Source organism: Methylomonas sp. LW13 (assembly GCF_016865255.1).
Classification (GTDB): Bacteria; Pseudomonadota; Gammaproteobacteria; order Methylococcales; family Methylomonadaceae; genus Methylomonas.
Window position 1 is genome coordinate 4,368,214 of sequence record NZ_CP033381.1, and the last position, 15,702, is coordinate 4,383,915.

The following is a 15,702-nucleotide window of genomic DNA, read 5'->3' on the forward strand; positions in this document are numbered from 1 at the left end:
AATAACATGAAGAGGCTTAAAGGTATTGAGTTCACCCATCCGCGCCCGGCAACGGTCGCACGGTTGCATAACCATCCCGATAGCTAGGGTACAAAAAGCGGTAACCCAAGGCCTTGAGCCTGGTGTTGCGACAGCGTTTGTTTTGTGGGGCATCTGGAGCTAATAACAACGGTGGAGGCTGAGGACAAGCAAATTGTTCGGCCAACCAACTCATCACTTCCCAAAGCGGGGCCGGCTCATCGTCGGTCGCCAGATAGCAAGGCTCCAAGGCTACACCCGCGAGTTGTTTTTCCAGTAAAAATAACAACACCGCCACACAATCCTCCGAGTGAATGCGGTTGGTATAACTGGGCGGTTGCTGTTGGATGCCCTCCCCTCGCTCCACTCGGCGTAATAACCAATCACGACCCGGCCCATAAATTCCGGAAAAACGCACGACGCAACTGCGGTCACTCGCAATCCACAAGCGTTTCTCCGCCGCAGCCAGCCGGCGGCTCGTGGCGCTAGCCGGTTCAGTGACACTGGTTTCATCAACCCATTCGCCACGATTCTGTTCGTAAACACTGGTTGACGACACCATCAACCAAAAAGGTGATGTTTCAGCTGCCGCAAAATGCGCTAACAAATTGCGCAAACCAACATCATACAGCGCTTGATATTCCTCAGCCTGTCGGCTATCGGGAGCTACGATAAATATCACCGCATCAAAGCTGCTTGGTAAAGTAACCAATGACGAGGCCAATCTTATATCGGCAATAAAAATGGGAAACGGGGTCGAGGCAGCCGGCGCGCTGCGCTTCAACCCGGTTACCTGATGCCCCTGCTGGTGCAAGCGCAAAGCCACCGGATAGCCAATATCTCCACAACCGATCACTAGTATTTTCGCCATAGTATTTACCCAAGATAATCTGCACACCGCCTATTATGGCCTGCCGCAACAAGATAAACGCTATAAAAACCGTGTCTCGAACGCATTCGAAAATGAGTGCGCTGATTTTAGTGCGTTGCCGGATTTGCTCACAACTTTGTGTAAGCACTTATGAACAAACCGGCCTCTGTTCAATAGGCATAAAAAAACCGGGTGGAGTACTGGACTCCAACCGGCCTAAAAGCCCAATGATAGCTTGGGATTAAACGACCTGTTTACGACGACCTATATACAGAAAGCCCATCAACGCACTTGTCATAAACCATACAGAAGCGGGGAGAGGCACGCTAGTGACAGGATTTTGATTAGCGGCTGCTTTCAGATCAAATCCAAACAGAAAGCTTAAGTTGTTGGTAATCACGCCAGGTTTTACAAAGGACAACAAGAAGGTATTAGGAGCGCTCAGCTCGTAATTACCGGCTTCGCTAACCCAACCGCTTGCTGTCAACAGGCCCAATTTAAAAGGGCTAGCAGAGGCAAAGCTACCTACACCGTTAAAAGTGTACACAGGTGCATCAGCAGCCAGATCAGCGGTAGCAGCAAAGATACCGAAGGTGTCACTTGAAGTAAATGGGAATGCACTAGAACCGAAGGAGATAAAATTACTATCGCCGTCAGTAGCTTCCCAAATGATGCCTGCTGAGCTTGCAGTCGAAACTGCAAACAGGCAAACAGCAAGCCAAAGTTTTAAAGATAAAAGCATTTTCATGGATTGTTCCCCATTTTCACTTACGTTAACAAACGGCTATCCTTTAGCCACCTTATACTCCGAAGCCGATATTGCATAACAACATCAGCTTTAGCAGAGTTCTGTCTGCTTACTACGAGTCTTCAACTCTCGTAAGCCGCTACTGCCGAACATTCGTTGATCGCAAGGCAATAGCTCAAAATGGTTAATCCCTGAAACAGAGATCAAGTTCAATAGATGAATTGATATATTCAAACGACTTTACTTAAACGGCGCTTTTTACAAAGGCATGGCACCCACTTGAATAACCTGGCTACATTAGGGTGCATACCCCTTCGGCTTTCTCCCTAGACTTATCCCTATACAACGGCATAAACCACTGAATGCAAGCCCCGCTACCCACCACCAATCGCTCCCAACTCTACCGTGCAATATAATGCGCCACAATCCATTGCTAAGACAGAAACGCCTTCCATCTTTATGAATAGTCGTGCATCTGTCGGACAAATCGGTTGTTCAAAACTAAAAACCGCAATTAGAAATTGGGTATGCCGAGATTCTACAGCCGGCAACTTAATCCTTTATTAACAAAATATTAAGTTTTGATTAAAGCCTTTAACGAACGATGCTTTGCTGGCTGGGCTACCACCCTGTAAGACCAACTATTGAAGTTTATCAGCGAGCCAAACTGGCATGAATCATGGCCGCTACAAGACTCATAATGAAGATAGCGGATGCGCAGAAAAATAAGCTCGCACGGGAAAACTATTTCAAAACGCCATCAGCGTTGAGCGCACATGGGAGTTGGATTTGCAAAAAACTATGCCTCATACCCAGACTTTAAACTGGCGTTTGATGCAACGATTGCGAGAGCTTTGGTCAACCAAAAGCAGTCCGTAACGGCTGTTATGGCGTCCCGGAGACGATTCGAACGCCCGACCTGTCCCTTAGGAGTGCGCTTCAAATCAAAAGCCACCACAAAGCACAACAAAACATAACAATAAAAATCAGATACTTACTTGCAACCATCTTTGCCTAGCTTTTGTTATTTGTTATGGATTTTTGTGGCTTAGTGTGACGTGAGTGTGACGCCGTAGTATACTTAAACCCGCAAACAAAACGGGCCTGATGACGCTACCAACATCACCAAGCCCTGACCGACTCACTTAACGAACAGGGTTAAGCAATGGCTGAGGGCATCATACCAAAACGCCGATTGCTGTCCCATAGGCGGCAACATGGCAAACATACGCAAGCGCACCACCAAAACCGGCGAGACCTACTATACGGTGCAAATTAGGCTGAAAGGCTGCCCGCCACAAAACGAAAGTTTTAACCGCCTGACCGATGCACGCAAGTGGGCGCAATTAACGGAAGCGGCAATCAAGGAGGGCCGGCACTTCAAAACAGCCGAAGCTAAAAAGCACACGGTAGTGGAGATGATAGACCGATATGCAACCGATGTAGCCCCCAACAAATTCAAACCTAACGAACTACGCATACGCGGCCCGATTCTCGAATGGTGGAAATCTGAAATAGGCTACCTTCGACTGTCCGATTTGAGCATCACAGATTTTGTGACCTGTCGGGATAAGTTAGTAAACCATGGCGGCAACAAAGGTAAGCCGCTAGCCGCTGCGACCGTCAAACGCCACTTTGTCGCAATCGGCCACGTTTTGAAAATATGCCACTTAGAATGGCGATGGATTGAGAAAAACCCGCTCAAGGATGGCATCATTGAAATGCCAGAGTTGCCGCGCGGTATCGTTCGTTTTTTGGATGACGGCGAATTATCCAGACTAACGGCGGCATGCAAGGATTCGCCAAACGAATTGCTTTACCCCGCCTTTGTGTTGGCTATATCCACAGGCATGCGGCAATCGGAAACCATGAACCTGTATTGGCGGGAACCGGAAAGCCCGCCGACCGAAACCGCTTGGGGCGTGGTCAATCTGTCCGAGTCCTGCATCATTCTGCACGCAACCAAAAACGGCGACAGGCGGCGCGTACCGTTAGCCAATCAAGCGTTGGCCGAGCTGCAAAAACTGAGCAAGGTTAGACGATTAGACACGGCTTTAGTCTTTCCCTCTCCCACTCACCCACACAAGCCCATCGAGCTAAAAAAGGCGTGGTTGAATGCCTTACAATGCGCCGAAGTTAATAATTTTCGCTGGCACGACCTTAGACATTGCACGGCATCTTATTTAGCAATGGGCGGCGCGTCCATGGTCGATATTGCCGCCGTCCTTGGTCACCGCACCCTGGACATGGTGAAGCGTTACGCGCACTTGTCAGACGGCCATATTGCCGGCGTAGTAGAACGCATGAACAGCCGGATATTCGGCGCTAACCCTTAGCCCATAGGAACAACCATGAACGCCATCCCATTTGACACCCTGCAATTTGCCAACCGTCTAAAAGCTGCGGGCTTTAGTGACGACCAAGCGCAAGTATTAACCGAGCTACAGCGCAGCGCCACTGACAGCACCCTTGAACAGGCGCGCCATGATTACCATTTAGACGACGTGGCCACCAAGCGCGATTTGAAAGAGATTGAAACCGCGTTGCGCCATGATATTGAAATGCTCAGAGCTGAAACAGGACGGCAAATTGCCGAAACCGGCAGACAAATAGCGGAAACCAAGGCGGATTTAACACGCTGGATTATCGGCGCTGGGTTTCTGCAAACCAGTTTGATTATTGGCGTATTGCTAAAAATCGCCCACCTGATTTAGTCGCGCGAGAGCCCAACCATGATGACTTTAGAACTCGACGACGAAACCGCTGGCGTACTGGCCGAGCTGGCCGAGCAACAGCAACTAAGCCCTGCCCAGCTGGTTAAAACCGCACTACTCGACTACCTGGAAGATAGCCAAGACGCCAAGCGTGCAGAAGCCGCTTACCAGCGTTATCTGGACAGCGGAAAAATCTCCCATAGCCTAGATGATGTGGTGAAAGCCTTTGGCCTGGACAATTGAGCTATCGGACGACGCCAAGCGGGACTTGCAGAAATTGGACAAGCCTGTACAAAAGCGCATCGTTACCTTTCTGCAAGAGCGCATCCAATCCACAGACAACCCGCGCACCAGTGGCAAAGCCTTGCAAGGCAATTTGTCCGACCTCTGGAGGTATCGCGTCGGCGATTATCGATTGCTGTGCCAAATCCAAGATGATGAATTGGTGGTACTGATAATCGAGATAGGTCACCGTCGGGAGATTTATCGATGAATGCCACGATTTTCAGGGGAGAGTGATGTTTAACACAGACGATTTTTTTAAAGAAAACCCGATAGAGCCGGAAACAGTCTTTGAGCACAAAAAGCCTATCAACGCCGATAAGTTTTCGGTCGATGCTTTGCTTGAAAATAGCGTCAGTATGCTCTTTGTAAAAGCAAGAATCGAAAATGACTATTTCTCACAAGGTCTTTACAAGGTTGAATGGACAAAACAGCTAGAGAAGGAGCGCGACCGCTTGTCGAATCTGCCCGGTCGCTCTGAGTTCGATAATTCGAGACTAGAGCGAATCAATAAAAAAATTAGTGTCTTTCGGAAGTGGGCCAATTCAGTCGATAGTAAACCTACAGAAAAAGAATCTCACCCTTCGCACGACTGGCAAGACAACACAACTCTTACCAAACTAGAAAAGCAGCACAAAGCGATATTAGAGGTTATCAAGCAAAAAAGACTTTCACCAATGGCAATCCCAGACGGAGATAAAGGGATAATTCAGCAGCTTTGCGAGCATGATTACCCATCGCTGTTCGACAAGGAAAGTAGTTTTGAAACAGCATGGAAAAAAGGCCGCAAGCTGTTCATGATGGCAAACCACGCCAGTTTTGCAAGACGTAGTAAAAAATAGTCCCACGAATTACCACCTTTTACTACATCGTTTTACTACCCACCTAACCGGAAAAATTACCCCAAGCCGCAAACAACAACACCAAGCGGCGAAACATCAATCTTTATCAAAATTGAATGTAAGGGGTAATTCATGACCACTACAGCAACACAACCCGCCAACCGCTTAATTCCTGTTCCTGAATGGAACAAGCACCACTCGTGGCCACCACAAGGCGGATTACGTCACTTAATATTTAACGAGAAAACTAACGGTTTTGCGACTGCGTTTAAGCGTGTTGGCCGTCGAGTTTTAATTGATGAAGCCGAGTTTTTCGCTTGCGTCGAACGTCAAAATCAAAGGGGTAAAAAATGAAACTATCCCCGCGCGAAAAAAGAGTAGCAATCGCTCTATTAAATAATCCGATTATGCGCGAGAACCTGGACAACATCGCCGGATGCTCAAACGGTCCTGAGTTGGTGGCAGGGTTGCGTAGAAAGGGCTTGTCGGTTCCGTGTGACCGTGTAGAGCGTTTCGACAAGGACGGCAACTCATGCTATCCAGGCCAATACAGCTTTACTGCCGAAGATAAGCAGATTGTACGCAACTGGCTTTGAGGTGGAATTGATGTTGCAATCATTGCGCGACTCTATGCAAGCGGCGGGTTTCGACCCGCCCGATAACATCCAGCCCAGTAAAACAACGCGATTTTCCACCAATGGCAAACGCTCGGACTTGTCCGGCTGGGTTCATTTATTCGCAGACGGCCAAGGCGCGGCGTTTGGGTTCTGGCGCTCTGGTAATCAACACGTATGGCAAGCAAAGCGGGATAAACCCTTAAATTCAGCCGAGCAAGCCGCCTTTAACCGCAGCATTAAGGCGGCTACGAAAGCAGCCCAGGACGAACGGGAAGCCGGATATAAACAGGCCGCAGCAAAAGCCCTGATGGAATGGGAAGCGGCAACCCCAGCGGATGAAACGCACCCGTATTTAATGAGGAAAGTTATTAAGCCGCACATGGCGCGCGTGGATAGTAACGGCTCTTTGGTGCTGCCGGTTTATGGTTCTATTGGCGAATTGCAAAGCCTGCAACGTATCGCGCCAGACGGCCAAAAACGCTTTTATAGCGGCGGTCGTATGTGTCGTGGGCATGTGTGGCTAGGCACACCGGAAAACGGCGCTACGCTGTTATTATGCGAGGGTTTCGCCACTGCTGACACTCTGCATAGGGCAACAGGATATGCGGTCTGTGTGTGCTTTTCTGCCGGGAATTTACGCAGTGTGGCCGAAGATTTGCGGAATCGTTACCAATCCGCGCGCCTCTTAATTTGCGGCAATGATGACATACAAACCGAGGGCAACCCAGGACGCAGCAAGGCAACCGATGCGGCTCAAGCTGTAGCCGCTGCCGTGGTATTTCCACCCTATGGCGGGGACTTTAATGACTTGGCACAATCTGCCGGACTAGATGCGGTACGGCGGGAAATTGAGCAGGTATTTGAAGCGCTGCCCACCACAAAAACATGTTTTGCAGTTCCGGCGTTATCAGGTACGGATGTTCGCGACGGCACGGCAAGCACTAGACCACTATCTGAGCTTGGCAACGCCTCCCGATTGCTAGATGCTCACGGAGGAAATCTGCATTATGTCCACGATGCCAAAGCCTGGCTACATTGGCGTGATGGTGCTTGGATGTGGGACGTTGACGGCGCAACAGTAAGAGGCTTAGCCGCAAGATTACCTCAGCAGATTTACACCGAGGGCGGCTTACACTTGGCCGACGCCCAGCATTTTGCTAAATGGGCGCGCACATCGCAGAAAGAACGCACCATTGAAGCATCTGTGTCGTTATTGATGGACTTCGACACGGTACGCTTGCCGCTGGCGCTTATCGATGCTGACCCGTTCCGTTTAGCCTTAGATTGTGGTCGTGTATCACTAGACCTGAGAACCGGAACCACTAGGCCCGCACAACAAAACGACTTTATAACCAAGTCGCTGAACGTCAAGCAGTTGGGCAAATCTAAAGAGGCACGGCGCTGGCTGGCGTTTCTATCGCAAATCTTTGTTTTCTGCTTTGGCTTGGGTGCAAACGGTAAAAGCGTTTTGGCTGATACCATCCGATTTATCCTTGGTGATTATGCGCGCGCCATCGCTGCCGAAACATTAACCGAATCGAAACGGCAAGCCGGCGGGGCTACACCAGACCTAGCCGAGTTGATAGGTGCTAGGCTGGCTATGAGTTCCGAAACCGAAGATGGTGCAGCATTGGCCGAGTCATTTATAAAAAGCCTTGTGGCAGGCGACACCATGACCGCACGGAAGCTTTACGCCGCACCCTTCCAATTTACGCCACAATTTAAACTGATGATGCTAGGCAACCATAAGCCCATCATCAAAGGCAATGATTACGGCATATGGCGTCGAGTTAGGTTAGTCCCATTCAAAAGGACGTTTACACCGGAACAACGCGACCCTGCGCTATTAGACAAACTAAGAGCCGAATCCCCGCACATCTTAGCGTGGATGGTAGAAGGCTGTATTGAGTGGCAGCGGCGCGGTTTGGTTGATGTGCCTGCCACCATCAGGCAAGCAACAGGCGACTATCAGGACGAACAGGACTTGGTCGGGCGTTGGCTGGCTGAGTGCTGCCGACAGTCACCAAGTTTTGAAACATCATCGACCGATATTTACAGCAATTATAAGCAATGGTGCTTCGATAACGGTTTAAAGCCAGCCAGTAACATTTCACTTGGTCGGCGGCTTGGTGAACGGGGATTTAATAGCCGTAGGTCCAGTGGATTAACGCTTTGGGCAGGCCTTGCCGTTAAGGAAGCCAACTATTCCGGCAACTATAAAACCGCCCGCGGTTGGTAAACGAGTGCAGATAGTGCAGATAAATCCCATTTTCCCAAAGTTTTCTTATATTTTATTTCCGTGAGGACTTTACTAAAAAAGGCTTTTATCTGCTCTATCTGCACTTTCAGATTATTAAAAACTGTGAAACAAGCAGGATTTGAACAGATGGCAAATACCAAATTCAAACCCGGCCAAAGCGGAAGCCCGGCAGGCCGACCCAAGGACAAAACCCCGGAGACATTGATTAGAAAAACGATTTCTGACGATATGCCGGACGTTGTAGAAAACTAGTCGAATTCCAGGGAAGGCGATGTACAGGCCACAAATAGGTGAAAACATGCGAACGGCCTAATTTCCAAGCAAATCATCCATTTCGTTGAAGGCTTTGGTTTGCAACGGAAGAGTTATGTTGATAAATTAAACGCAGTTCAATTATGAATTATCAGAACTCTAACAGAGCGATAACAGAAGTTTGCGATGCCAACGCCTAAATTCAAACCCGGACAGTCGGGAAACCCTAACGGCAGGCCCAAAGGCAAATCAGCGGGCGGCATGGTGCGTAAAGCGATTGAGGAACGCCGCGAAGATATATTGAAAGTGGTGATGGATGCCGCGCTCAACGGCGACCTGCAAGCCTGTAAGACGCTGTTAGACCGCATTGCTCCAACGCTGAGACCGGTGGCGGCGAGCGTGGCAATTACCCTGAACAAGTCCGCAGGATTGGCCGAGCAAGGCGCGGAAGTTGTCAATGCGGCGTTATCCGGTAATGTCCCGCCTGACGTTGCCAATCAGCTAATTTCCGTTCTGACTCATCAAGGCAAGCTGATTGAAACCACCGAGCTAATTGCCAGAGTTGAAGCACTAGAGAGTAGACAATGAGTTTGCAAGCCCGACTCAGTCATTTGGAAAATCTGCATTCAATCAATCCACCGAAAATGCCGGAAGGATTAAGCCCGATGGAGCAGTATCTTTGGATGGTGCGCCAACCCGCAACCGCATCTGAAAAACCGGTTAACAAAACTAGTGGATTGTCACCGGAAGAAGCCTATACCTGGATGTTGGCAGCATGAACTTAGATAAGCGAATCTGTCAGATGGAACAGCGGCAGAATGCCCAACAATCCTGTATTCGAATTTCTCGATTTATCGTTGACCCTGGCGCTGAAATCTTTGGCTACGAATGCGAAGGGGAAACGATTCGACGCGAGCAAAACGAATCGGTAGTGGCCTTCTCGGGCCAGCGATGCCATTTTCTGGCCGACCTACACAACTATCAAAATCTTTTATCCCCTTGCGAGGTAAATTCAATGGCGTTGCAAAATAGACTGCACAAGCTTGAGCGAAAGAATTGCCAATCCGGCCCGGTCTTTATCATTCTTGAGCAGGGTAAAACTGAGCAGCAAGCCTTGCAGTGTCGTTACCCTGGAAAAAAGTCGAAGCACGTTTTCTATCTCGATGAATTCGATGTTCGAGCTTAGGGCTTGGTAAATCGGGTGATTGAGGCCGAAATTAAAATATTATGCGATTTGGCGCTCCTTCTTATTGTTAAATTGTCTGGGCCAGGAAAGATTACAATGACAGTTGCTAACGATTAATTAGGCAAACTACTCAGACGGGACGACATAAATGGGGGCATTCGAATGTGGATTACCTGCTCCGTATGGATTATTAATACTGTCTGGCGAATATTTACTTCCATATCTACCGTAGGGGTTCGAAGTGGAATCAGAATCGTAGGGATTATGCTCAGGCGTCCTCGGTAATTTCCTTCGCTATCGTAAAGTTTTGGTGCGTCTGTGGCATAAGGATTTGTGTGCGATTTATTGCTGTAGGGGCTACCGTATTCACTGTAGGGATTTTTTAACCCATCGGACTTGTACGGGCTACCAGCACCATATGGATTGTCTAAGCAGTTCGGGTCATATGGACATTCTGCCGATACCATTATTGGGAACCCTACAGCGGCAAAAACGGTGCTAATGAATATTTTCTTGATGTTCATAACGAACTCCTTTGTTTGTCCAACGTAAAAGTAAGGGTTTTAATCGTAGCCCCTCTAGTCAAAGGGCTTTAATATTTTGCAATACAGAATCACCTTCTAAATTTAAGCAAACGTATTGAAAAAACCCCAGTTAACAGGAACCAAAGGGCGCTAGGCAACGGAACTTCAGATAATTGTCCTGGTGCAACTACCCAACTGTACAAGTGATTCGTTTTATTATCGTTGGTTTGAGCGCCGTCATAGGTGTAGAACATGCTCGAATTAATTGGGTTTGGCAAATACTCAGAACCGTACCAATACGCAAATTTCACGCTGTGAAAATAATCATTTTCTGGGATAGCTTGGCTTGCAATACCTCCCAGTTCTTTATAAAAAAGCTGTCCTATTTCACCGTCTAATTGACTGTATCCTTGATTTGCATAATCGCTAATAGTTGGCAATCGCCATTGGTTAGCACCTGCATAGTTTGTTGTATTTAAGTAATTAACAAATGCTATGGCTCCGTACCAAGTCATTAATCCACCCGCAAGGAAATCGTAGCCCGTCACTTTGTACCTTCCAGAAGGATTAAGGTTTCCTTCGGGAAAAGAATATTCTCCATCAAAGTAATTTGGCGTATCGTAGATATAAGGTGTATCGGAAATTATTGAATTAATGAAAGATGGTGCAATCTGTCTGGTCTCCATTGTGTCAAATAAATTTGCATCAGCAAGCCAAGTCACATCACTAACGCTGCTATAAACCAAAGCCACGCCGTTGGAGGTGTACGGGATTAAAGTCGCATTGGCCCCTGTCGATGCTAAGCCGACCAAAACGCCTAGTATTTTCTTGATTTCCATAACGATTCCCTTGGCTTGTGGTTAATCATAGGGCAATCATGCCGTAACCCCACAACAAACGGCAAAACAAAGCAACTTGGTTCTAACGCCAATTTTTTCCTATCGAAGATGACAGAAAACAAAATCTTGAATGAAATTCGCAAGGCAAAACGCGTCGCTGTTTTGTCAGGAGCTGGCATGTCGGCAGAAAGCGGCATCGCCACCTTTCGAGACGCGCAGACCGGGCTTTGGGAACGCTACGACCCGCAACGTTTGGCAAGTCCTCGCGGTTACGAGGAAGATAAAGCTTTGGTCTGGGGTTGGTACGAATGGCGCAGAATGCACGCACTCAAGGCCCAGCCGCACGCCGGGCACTTGTCATTGGCGGAATTGGCAAGGCGGTTCGAGCAATTCTCTCTGATTACGCAAAACGTGGATGACTTACACGAACGCGCCGGCAGCAATGACGTTATCCACCTGCACGGCAGTTTGCATAAGCCACGATGCAGCTATTGCGGGAATCCCTATCAACACCCGGAGGGCATACCGAATGAACCCGAGGGCGGCAGGCGCGTTGAGCCACCAGTGTGCATAATTTGCGGCAATACCATTCGCCCTGGAGTAGTTTGGTTTGGCGAATCTTTACCGGAAAAAGCCTTAAAGCAAGCTGCGCAAGCAGTATCCAAATGTGAGGTGTTTATTTCCGTCGGAACATCTGCGCTTGTTTGGCCGGCAGCCGGTTTGTCCGATATAGCCAAGCAGCACGGCGCAAAGGTAATTCAAATCAACCCCGACGAAACCCCGCTGGACAGCAAAGCCGATTTCAATATGAAAGCGAAAGCCGGGGACGTTCTGCCCAAGTTATTGAACGGCCTAAAAGCCAAACCATCTAACCGAATTGGTTAGCGTTTATTAAGTAGAGAAATCAGGTAGGTTTTTGAGGCTTTTTATTTCTTAGCGTGACGTGAGTGTGACGCAGAGCGTTTTAAGTTTTTATTAATCAGCACAAGACATTGATTTATATGGCGTCCCGGAGACGATTCGAACGTCCGACCTGTCCCTTAGGAGGGGACCGCTCTATCCTGCTGAGCTACCGGGACCTTAGCGCGTGATTTTACCACAGGCCAAAAGACTAGGCTTTCTGTTTTCTAATCTCCACGCGCTCAAGTGAAGTGATGAAATAGGACAGCTTGGATTGGCTTTTTGCAGACAGATTTTCGAATAATCCGCCGATTTGCACTTTGGCTGATGCCGCCGATACCGGCTTTACAAAGCGTACGGACAGATCAAAATCCATAACATAATCTTCAAAGGTGATTTGGCAGTTTTTGACGGTATCGCCGCGCTGAACCCGCGCCCTATTAACGGGAACGGTAATCCCCGCTCCGCCTCTGGATAAATCGAACAGACTACCTCCAACCGAAATACCCGTGCGCTGCACAACGCCGGAAAACGGAATATCGATACTGCTAATTTCCAGACGCGGAGTGCGCCGCCGCTGGGGATAAAACACGCGATCAGGGAACGGGGCTTTGTAGTAATTGATTCCCCTTGAATGACCGACTTCGATTCCCGCCAGATTAAACGATAAATGGATACCCTTATGAAAGGTAGAGAGTTTCAGCGAGCGATTAAGCAACAGAAAATCGTTACCGTGTTTGGGCATCAGCTCGTCGAGGATAATGACCTTTTTATCCAGTTTGACTGCCAATATTGAAGAACTAAAGTCCTCGCCCTCAACCTGAACGGTACATAGCGGCGAACTATTTTCAATTTCCCCCAGTAATTTGGCAATCTTGTCAGATTCGGTAATAAAGTTGGGGTTCTCAAAACTCAATAGCTCGTCATCGTCATCGTGAGCGGGCTCCGTCGGCAACGGTTTTGAAAATAAATGCTTGAGTTTTCGCAGCATATGAGCGACCTATCTGGTTATTCGTCGCTCAGTCTACACCGAAATTAATGTATGCGAAAACAGCTCGTTGCGGGTGACGCCATCAGGCCCATAGGTAGCAGCTAACGGCGACTTGCCTCTTAAGATTTGCAGTGATCTTTGCGTATGTCGACTCAATAACGCAATGCTGGCACCGTTTTGTTCGTTAATTGTGCGACAGGTTTGAGAGAGCCTAACGATGTGATTCCAATAATTCCAGGATTCGGAAATATTGATACCGGCGGATTTAGCTTTGACCAGATAGGCTTTCATGCCATCGTTACTCACCACCAGTTGCTCGGTGGCGAGTACCTGCCCAAGTTGCTTGGTGAATTGCTCAAGCTGGGCAACCAGATCTTTTTTGTGGGTAGCGATTGCCGATATGGCATCCGCATCGGTTTTTTGTTTCAGGTTTGCGGCTTCGGCGTTCAGCAGCTCGTGCAAACTTTGCGTTGCTTTTAAACCGTTATTTAGTAGTTTTTCGGTGATTTGATAAGTTTTCTCTATCATGACGTCATGTGCTATTGGTTAGTTGACCTTCAAATTGCAACATTTTCTCGGCAACGCGCTCGGCGTTGACTTGATAGCTGCCGTCCTGCAAAGCGGCTTTTATGGCCGCCACACGGTCTTCGTTCACCACGGGGGCGGTAGCGCTTGCAGCAGTTGCCGATTTAATGTCCAGAGCGGTCGCTGTGATGTTGACTGTGTCCGTGGAGGCGCCGCTGACGGGCTTCTCTTTAAGTTCGGCCGAGTCCTTAACCGCTGGTTTTGCCGGTAGCGGTGTGCTAACAGATTTGCTGGTGATAGGGTCGATAGCCATGACGGTATTCCTAAATTAGTTTTATCTGTAGCATTTAGCGGCATCATCATAAATTCCTTTAACGCTTTATCAAAAATAAACCGATACCTGACCGGAATCCACCACGGTGGCCTGGATTACCCGTTGCGAAGACAAGTTTTTTACATTGATTTTCTGACCTTTTGCGCCATCCGCCATCGCCGTGCCGACCGCGCTAATCAGCACTCCGGCCTTGCCCGATTGAATATTCACCCGCTCGCCCCGCTTGACCAACGTCAACTCGGTAACGTGCAGCTTACTCAACACACTGCCGGCGGGAATATTACGTACCGCCTGCTTATCAACGACATCATCCAACTCAGTCAGATAACCCTGTTGCAACAAGCCAATATCGCGAGTTTCCGTAGTCAAATACTCGGCACGAATCACATCATTGCGCTGTAATGAACGATTCAGGACCAGTACGTCTTTAAACGACCTTACCGATACCATGCTGTAAATCGTCCAGCCTCTTTCGCCTTGGCATCGCACCCCCACCGTATTCCTGCCAGGCTTTATTTCGCCGGATTGGGTAAATACTTGTAATGGTTGTTCGCACTGCGGCAATTGCAAACGCGGATCAATTTGCGCTCCGCCTATTTCGTACTTGCCGCCTGGAGCAAGATTGGTGCTGATGTATTGGTTAACCGCATCCTGGATTAACGGCACCGACTGCATCGGCCCCGCTAACGCTGTTTCGCAGACCAACAGCCAAATCACTCTCAAATTTTTGATCTTCATTGCAGTCGCCATTTTTTTGACTTTTGCAAGAATACAGCACGAAACATACCAGTAATTTTATAAAGTAAAAAAAAGCAAAGTGTCTATAATTGCAAGCAATATATTTCAGGGGGTTTTATGGCCGGAGTCTTAGACGGAGTCGATCAGCGCACCAAACTAGCGGGGCACAACAGATTCGAACTCTTGTTGTTTAAACTTGTTAGTAAACAACGCTTTGGGATTAATGTTTTCAAAGTTCAGGAAGTGATTCAATGCCCGCCCTTAACGCAAATTCCCAATTCACATTCGGTGATTTGCGGCGTGGCCCACCTGCGCGGTAAAACCATTCCCGTACTCGATTTGTCGATGGCTATCGGCATGAGACCCTTGGTCCGCGACGCCGGCTGCTACGTCATCGTCACCGAATACAACCGTTCCATTCAAGGCTTTCTGGTCGGCTCGGTAGACCGGATCATTAATATCGGTTGGGAACAAGTAAAAGCCCCACCTACCGGCACCGGCAAAGAAAGCTATCTAACTGCAGTGACTGAAATCGACGGTGAGCTGATAGAGGTGATTGACGTCGAAAAAGTGATGAAAGAAGTCATCGGCGGCCGCGAAGAAGCTTCTGCAGAAATCATCGACATGGAAGTAACCAGCAAAAACGATCATATCTTGGTAGTGGACGATTCATCGGTGGCCAGGAACCAGGTTAAACGGGTCTGCCAGCAAATCGGCATCGAATGTACGCTGCTAAAAGACGGCCAAGAAGCCTGGGATCATTTAAACGCGCTGGTGGCCGACGGCATCGATATTCAGGACAAATACTCGATGATCATCTCCGATGTAGAAATGCCGCGCATGGACGGCTATACCCTAGCTACCAAAATCAAGGCCGACCCCAACATGAAAAAAATCTATTTGATTTTGCATACTTCATTAAGCGGCGTGTTTAACACATCAATGGTCCAAAAAGTCGGCGCTAACGAATTTCTGGCCAAATTTGACCCAGACTCGTTGATGAATTCCATTCAGCATCAGCTCAAACTTTATCATGCAGCCCATTCCTGACCGATACTCGA

The 15,702-nt window shown here is 48.4% G+C and carries 22 protein-coding genes and 1 tRNA gene; 14 read left to right on the plus strand and 9 right to left on the minus strand.

Features of this window, described 5'->3' with window-relative positions; translation table 11 throughout:
• Positions 1-31 precede the first annotated feature (31 nt).
• Complete coding sequence (locus JL719_RS19695; protein WP_033159283.1) at positions 32-889, minus strand: SDR family oxidoreductase; 858 nt, start codon at positions 887-889, stop codon at positions 32-34.
• 241 nt (positions 890-1,130) lie between these two features.
• Positions 1,131-1,637 carry a hypothetical protein gene (locus tag JL719_RS19700; protein ID WP_033159282.1) on the minus strand — a complete coding sequence of 169 codons (507 nt, stop codon included), beginning with the start codon at positions 1,635-1,637 and terminating at the stop codon, positions 1,131-1,133.
• A gap of 1,217 nt (positions 1,638-2,854) precedes the next feature.
• On the opposite strand from JL719_RS19700, the gene JL719_RS19705 reads away from it, so the two are divergent.
• The 12 genes from JL719_RS19705 (at position 2,855) to JL719_RS19755 (ending at position 9,790) form a co-directional block, all read left to right on the plus strand.
• Complete coding sequence (locus JL719_RS19705; protein WP_033159281.1) at positions 2,855-3,973, plus strand: tyrosine-type recombinase/integrase; 1,119 nt, start codon at positions 2,855-2,857, stop codon at positions 3,971-3,973.
• Between the two features lie 15 nt (positions 3,974-3,988).
• The gene (locus JL719_RS19710) at positions 3,989-4,351 is read left to right on the plus strand and encodes a CCDC90 family protein (protein ID WP_020483227.1); all 363 of its coding nucleotides are present in this window, start codon (positions 3,989-3,991) and stop codon (positions 4,349-4,351) included.
• An 18-nt stretch (positions 4,352-4,369) separates the two neighbouring features.
• Entirely contained in the window at positions 4,370-4,594 is a 225-nt protein-coding gene (locus JL719_RS19715) for a DUF6290 family protein (protein WP_033159280.1), read from the plus strand.
• On the plus strand, positions 4,578-4,844 hold the full coding sequence (locus JL719_RS19720; RefSeq protein WP_033159279.1) for a type II toxin-antitoxin system RelE family toxin: 267 nt from the start codon (positions 4,578-4,580) through the stop codon (positions 4,842-4,844). The genes JL719_RS19715 and JL719_RS19720 overlap by 17 nt, the downstream gene beginning before the upstream one ends.
• Before the next feature lie 25 nt (positions 4,845-4,869).
• On the plus strand, positions 4,870-5,475 hold the full coding sequence (locus JL719_RS19725; RefSeq protein WP_033159278.1) for a hypothetical protein: 606 nt from the start codon (positions 4,870-4,872) through the stop codon (positions 5,473-5,475).
• A 132-nt stretch (positions 5,476-5,607) separates the two neighbouring features.
• Positions 5,608-5,829 (plus strand): hypothetical protein, encoded by a 222-nt coding sequence (locus JL719_RS19730; RefSeq protein WP_084153541.1) that lies wholly within the window; start codon positions 5,608-5,610, stop codon positions 5,827-5,829.
• Positions 5,826-6,071 (plus strand): hypothetical protein, encoded by a 246-nt coding sequence (locus JL719_RS19735; RefSeq protein WP_051670503.1) that lies wholly within the window; start codon positions 5,826-5,828, stop codon positions 6,069-6,071. Before JL719_RS19730 ends, JL719_RS19735 begins: the two co-directional genes overlap by 4 nt.
• Before the next feature lie 328 nt (positions 6,072-6,399).
• Entirely contained in the window at positions 6,400-8,331 is a 1,932-nt protein-coding gene (locus JL719_RS19740; RefSeq protein WP_165385986.1) for a phage/plasmid primase, P4 family, read from the plus strand.
• Positions 8,332-8,478: 147 nt separating this feature from the next.
• Positions 8,479-8,604, plus strand: a complete 126-nt coding sequence (locus tag JL719_RS24185; protein WP_225892913.1) for a DUF5681 domain-containing protein — start codon at positions 8,479-8,481, stop codon at positions 8,602-8,604.
• 186 nt (positions 8,605-8,790) lie between these two features.
• A complete protein-coding gene (locus JL719_RS19745; protein WP_033159276.1) occupies positions 8,791-9,192 on the plus strand; it encodes a DUF5681 domain-containing protein in 402 nt (133 codons plus the stop codon).
• A complete protein-coding gene (locus JL719_RS19750) occupies positions 9,189-9,383 on the plus strand; it encodes a hypothetical protein (protein ID WP_033159275.1) in 195 nt (64 codons plus the stop codon). The genes JL719_RS19745 and JL719_RS19750 overlap by 4 nt, the downstream gene beginning before the upstream one ends.
• A complete protein-coding gene (locus tag JL719_RS19755) occupies positions 9,380-9,790 on the plus strand; it encodes a hypothetical protein (protein WP_033159274.1) in 411 nt (136 codons plus the stop codon). The genes JL719_RS19750 and JL719_RS19755 overlap by 4 nt, the downstream gene beginning before the upstream one ends.
• Positions 9,791-9,903: 113 nt before the next feature.
• Here the strand turns inward: JL719_RS19755 and JL719_RS19760 are convergent, their stop codons facing one another.
• Both JL719_RS19760 and JL719_RS19765 read right to left on the minus strand, forming a co-directional pair.
• A complete protein-coding gene (locus tag JL719_RS19760; RefSeq protein ID WP_201799003.1) occupies positions 9,904-10,314 on the minus strand; it encodes a hypothetical protein in 411 nt (136 codons plus the stop codon).
• 89 nt (positions 10,315-10,403) lie between these two features.
• On the minus strand, positions 10,404-11,153 hold the full coding sequence (locus JL719_RS19765) for an Lcl domain-containing protein (protein WP_033159273.1): 750 nt from the start codon (positions 11,151-11,153) through the stop codon (positions 10,404-10,406).
• 108 nt (positions 11,154-11,261) lie between these two features.
• Between JL719_RS19765 and JL719_RS19770 the strand changes: the two genes are divergently transcribed.
• Positions 11,262-12,038 (plus strand): SIR2 family NAD-dependent protein deacylase, encoded by a 777-nt coding sequence (locus JL719_RS19770; RefSeq protein ID WP_033159272.1) that lies wholly within the window; start codon positions 11,262-11,264, stop codon positions 12,036-12,038.
• 117 nt (positions 12,039-12,155) lie between these two features.
• Here JL719_RS19770 and JL719_RS19775 read toward each other — a convergent pair.
• The 5 genes from JL719_RS19775 to flgA all read right to left on the minus strand — a co-directional run bounded on the left by JL719_RS19775 (position 12,156) and on the right by flgA (position 14,641).
• Positions 12,156-12,232 (minus strand) — tRNA-Arg (locus JL719_RS19775).
• Between the two features lie 32 nt (positions 12,233-12,264).
• A complete protein-coding gene (locus JL719_RS19780; RefSeq protein WP_033159271.1) occupies positions 12,265-13,044 on the minus strand; it encodes a flagellar brake protein in 780 nt (259 codons plus the stop codon).
• A gap of 33 nt (positions 13,045-13,077) precedes the next feature.
• A complete protein-coding gene (locus tag JL719_RS19785; RefSeq protein WP_033159270.1) occupies positions 13,078-13,572 on the minus strand; it encodes a flagellar protein FlgN in 495 nt (164 codons plus the stop codon).
• 4 nt (positions 13,573-13,576) lie between these two features.
• On the minus strand, positions 13,577-13,882 hold the full coding sequence (gene flgM / locus JL719_RS19790) for a flagellar biosynthesis anti-sigma factor FlgM (RefSeq protein ID WP_033159269.1): 306 nt from the start codon (positions 13,880-13,882) through the stop codon (positions 13,577-13,579).
• A gap of 69 nt (positions 13,883-13,951) precedes the next feature.
• Positions 13,952-14,641, minus strand: coding sequence for a flagellar basal body P-ring formation chaperone FlgA (gene flgA, locus JL719_RS19795; protein ID WP_033159268.1), 690 nt, complete (start codon positions 14,639-14,641; stop codon positions 13,952-13,954).
• A 117-nt stretch (positions 14,642-14,758) separates the two neighbouring features.
• On the opposite strand from flgA, the gene JL719_RS19800 reads away from it, so the two are divergent.
• Entirely contained in the window at positions 14,759-15,691 is a 933-nt protein-coding gene (locus JL719_RS19800) for a chemotaxis protein CheV (protein ID WP_020483236.1), read from the plus strand.
• Positions 15,692-15,702: the final 11 nt, after the last annotated feature.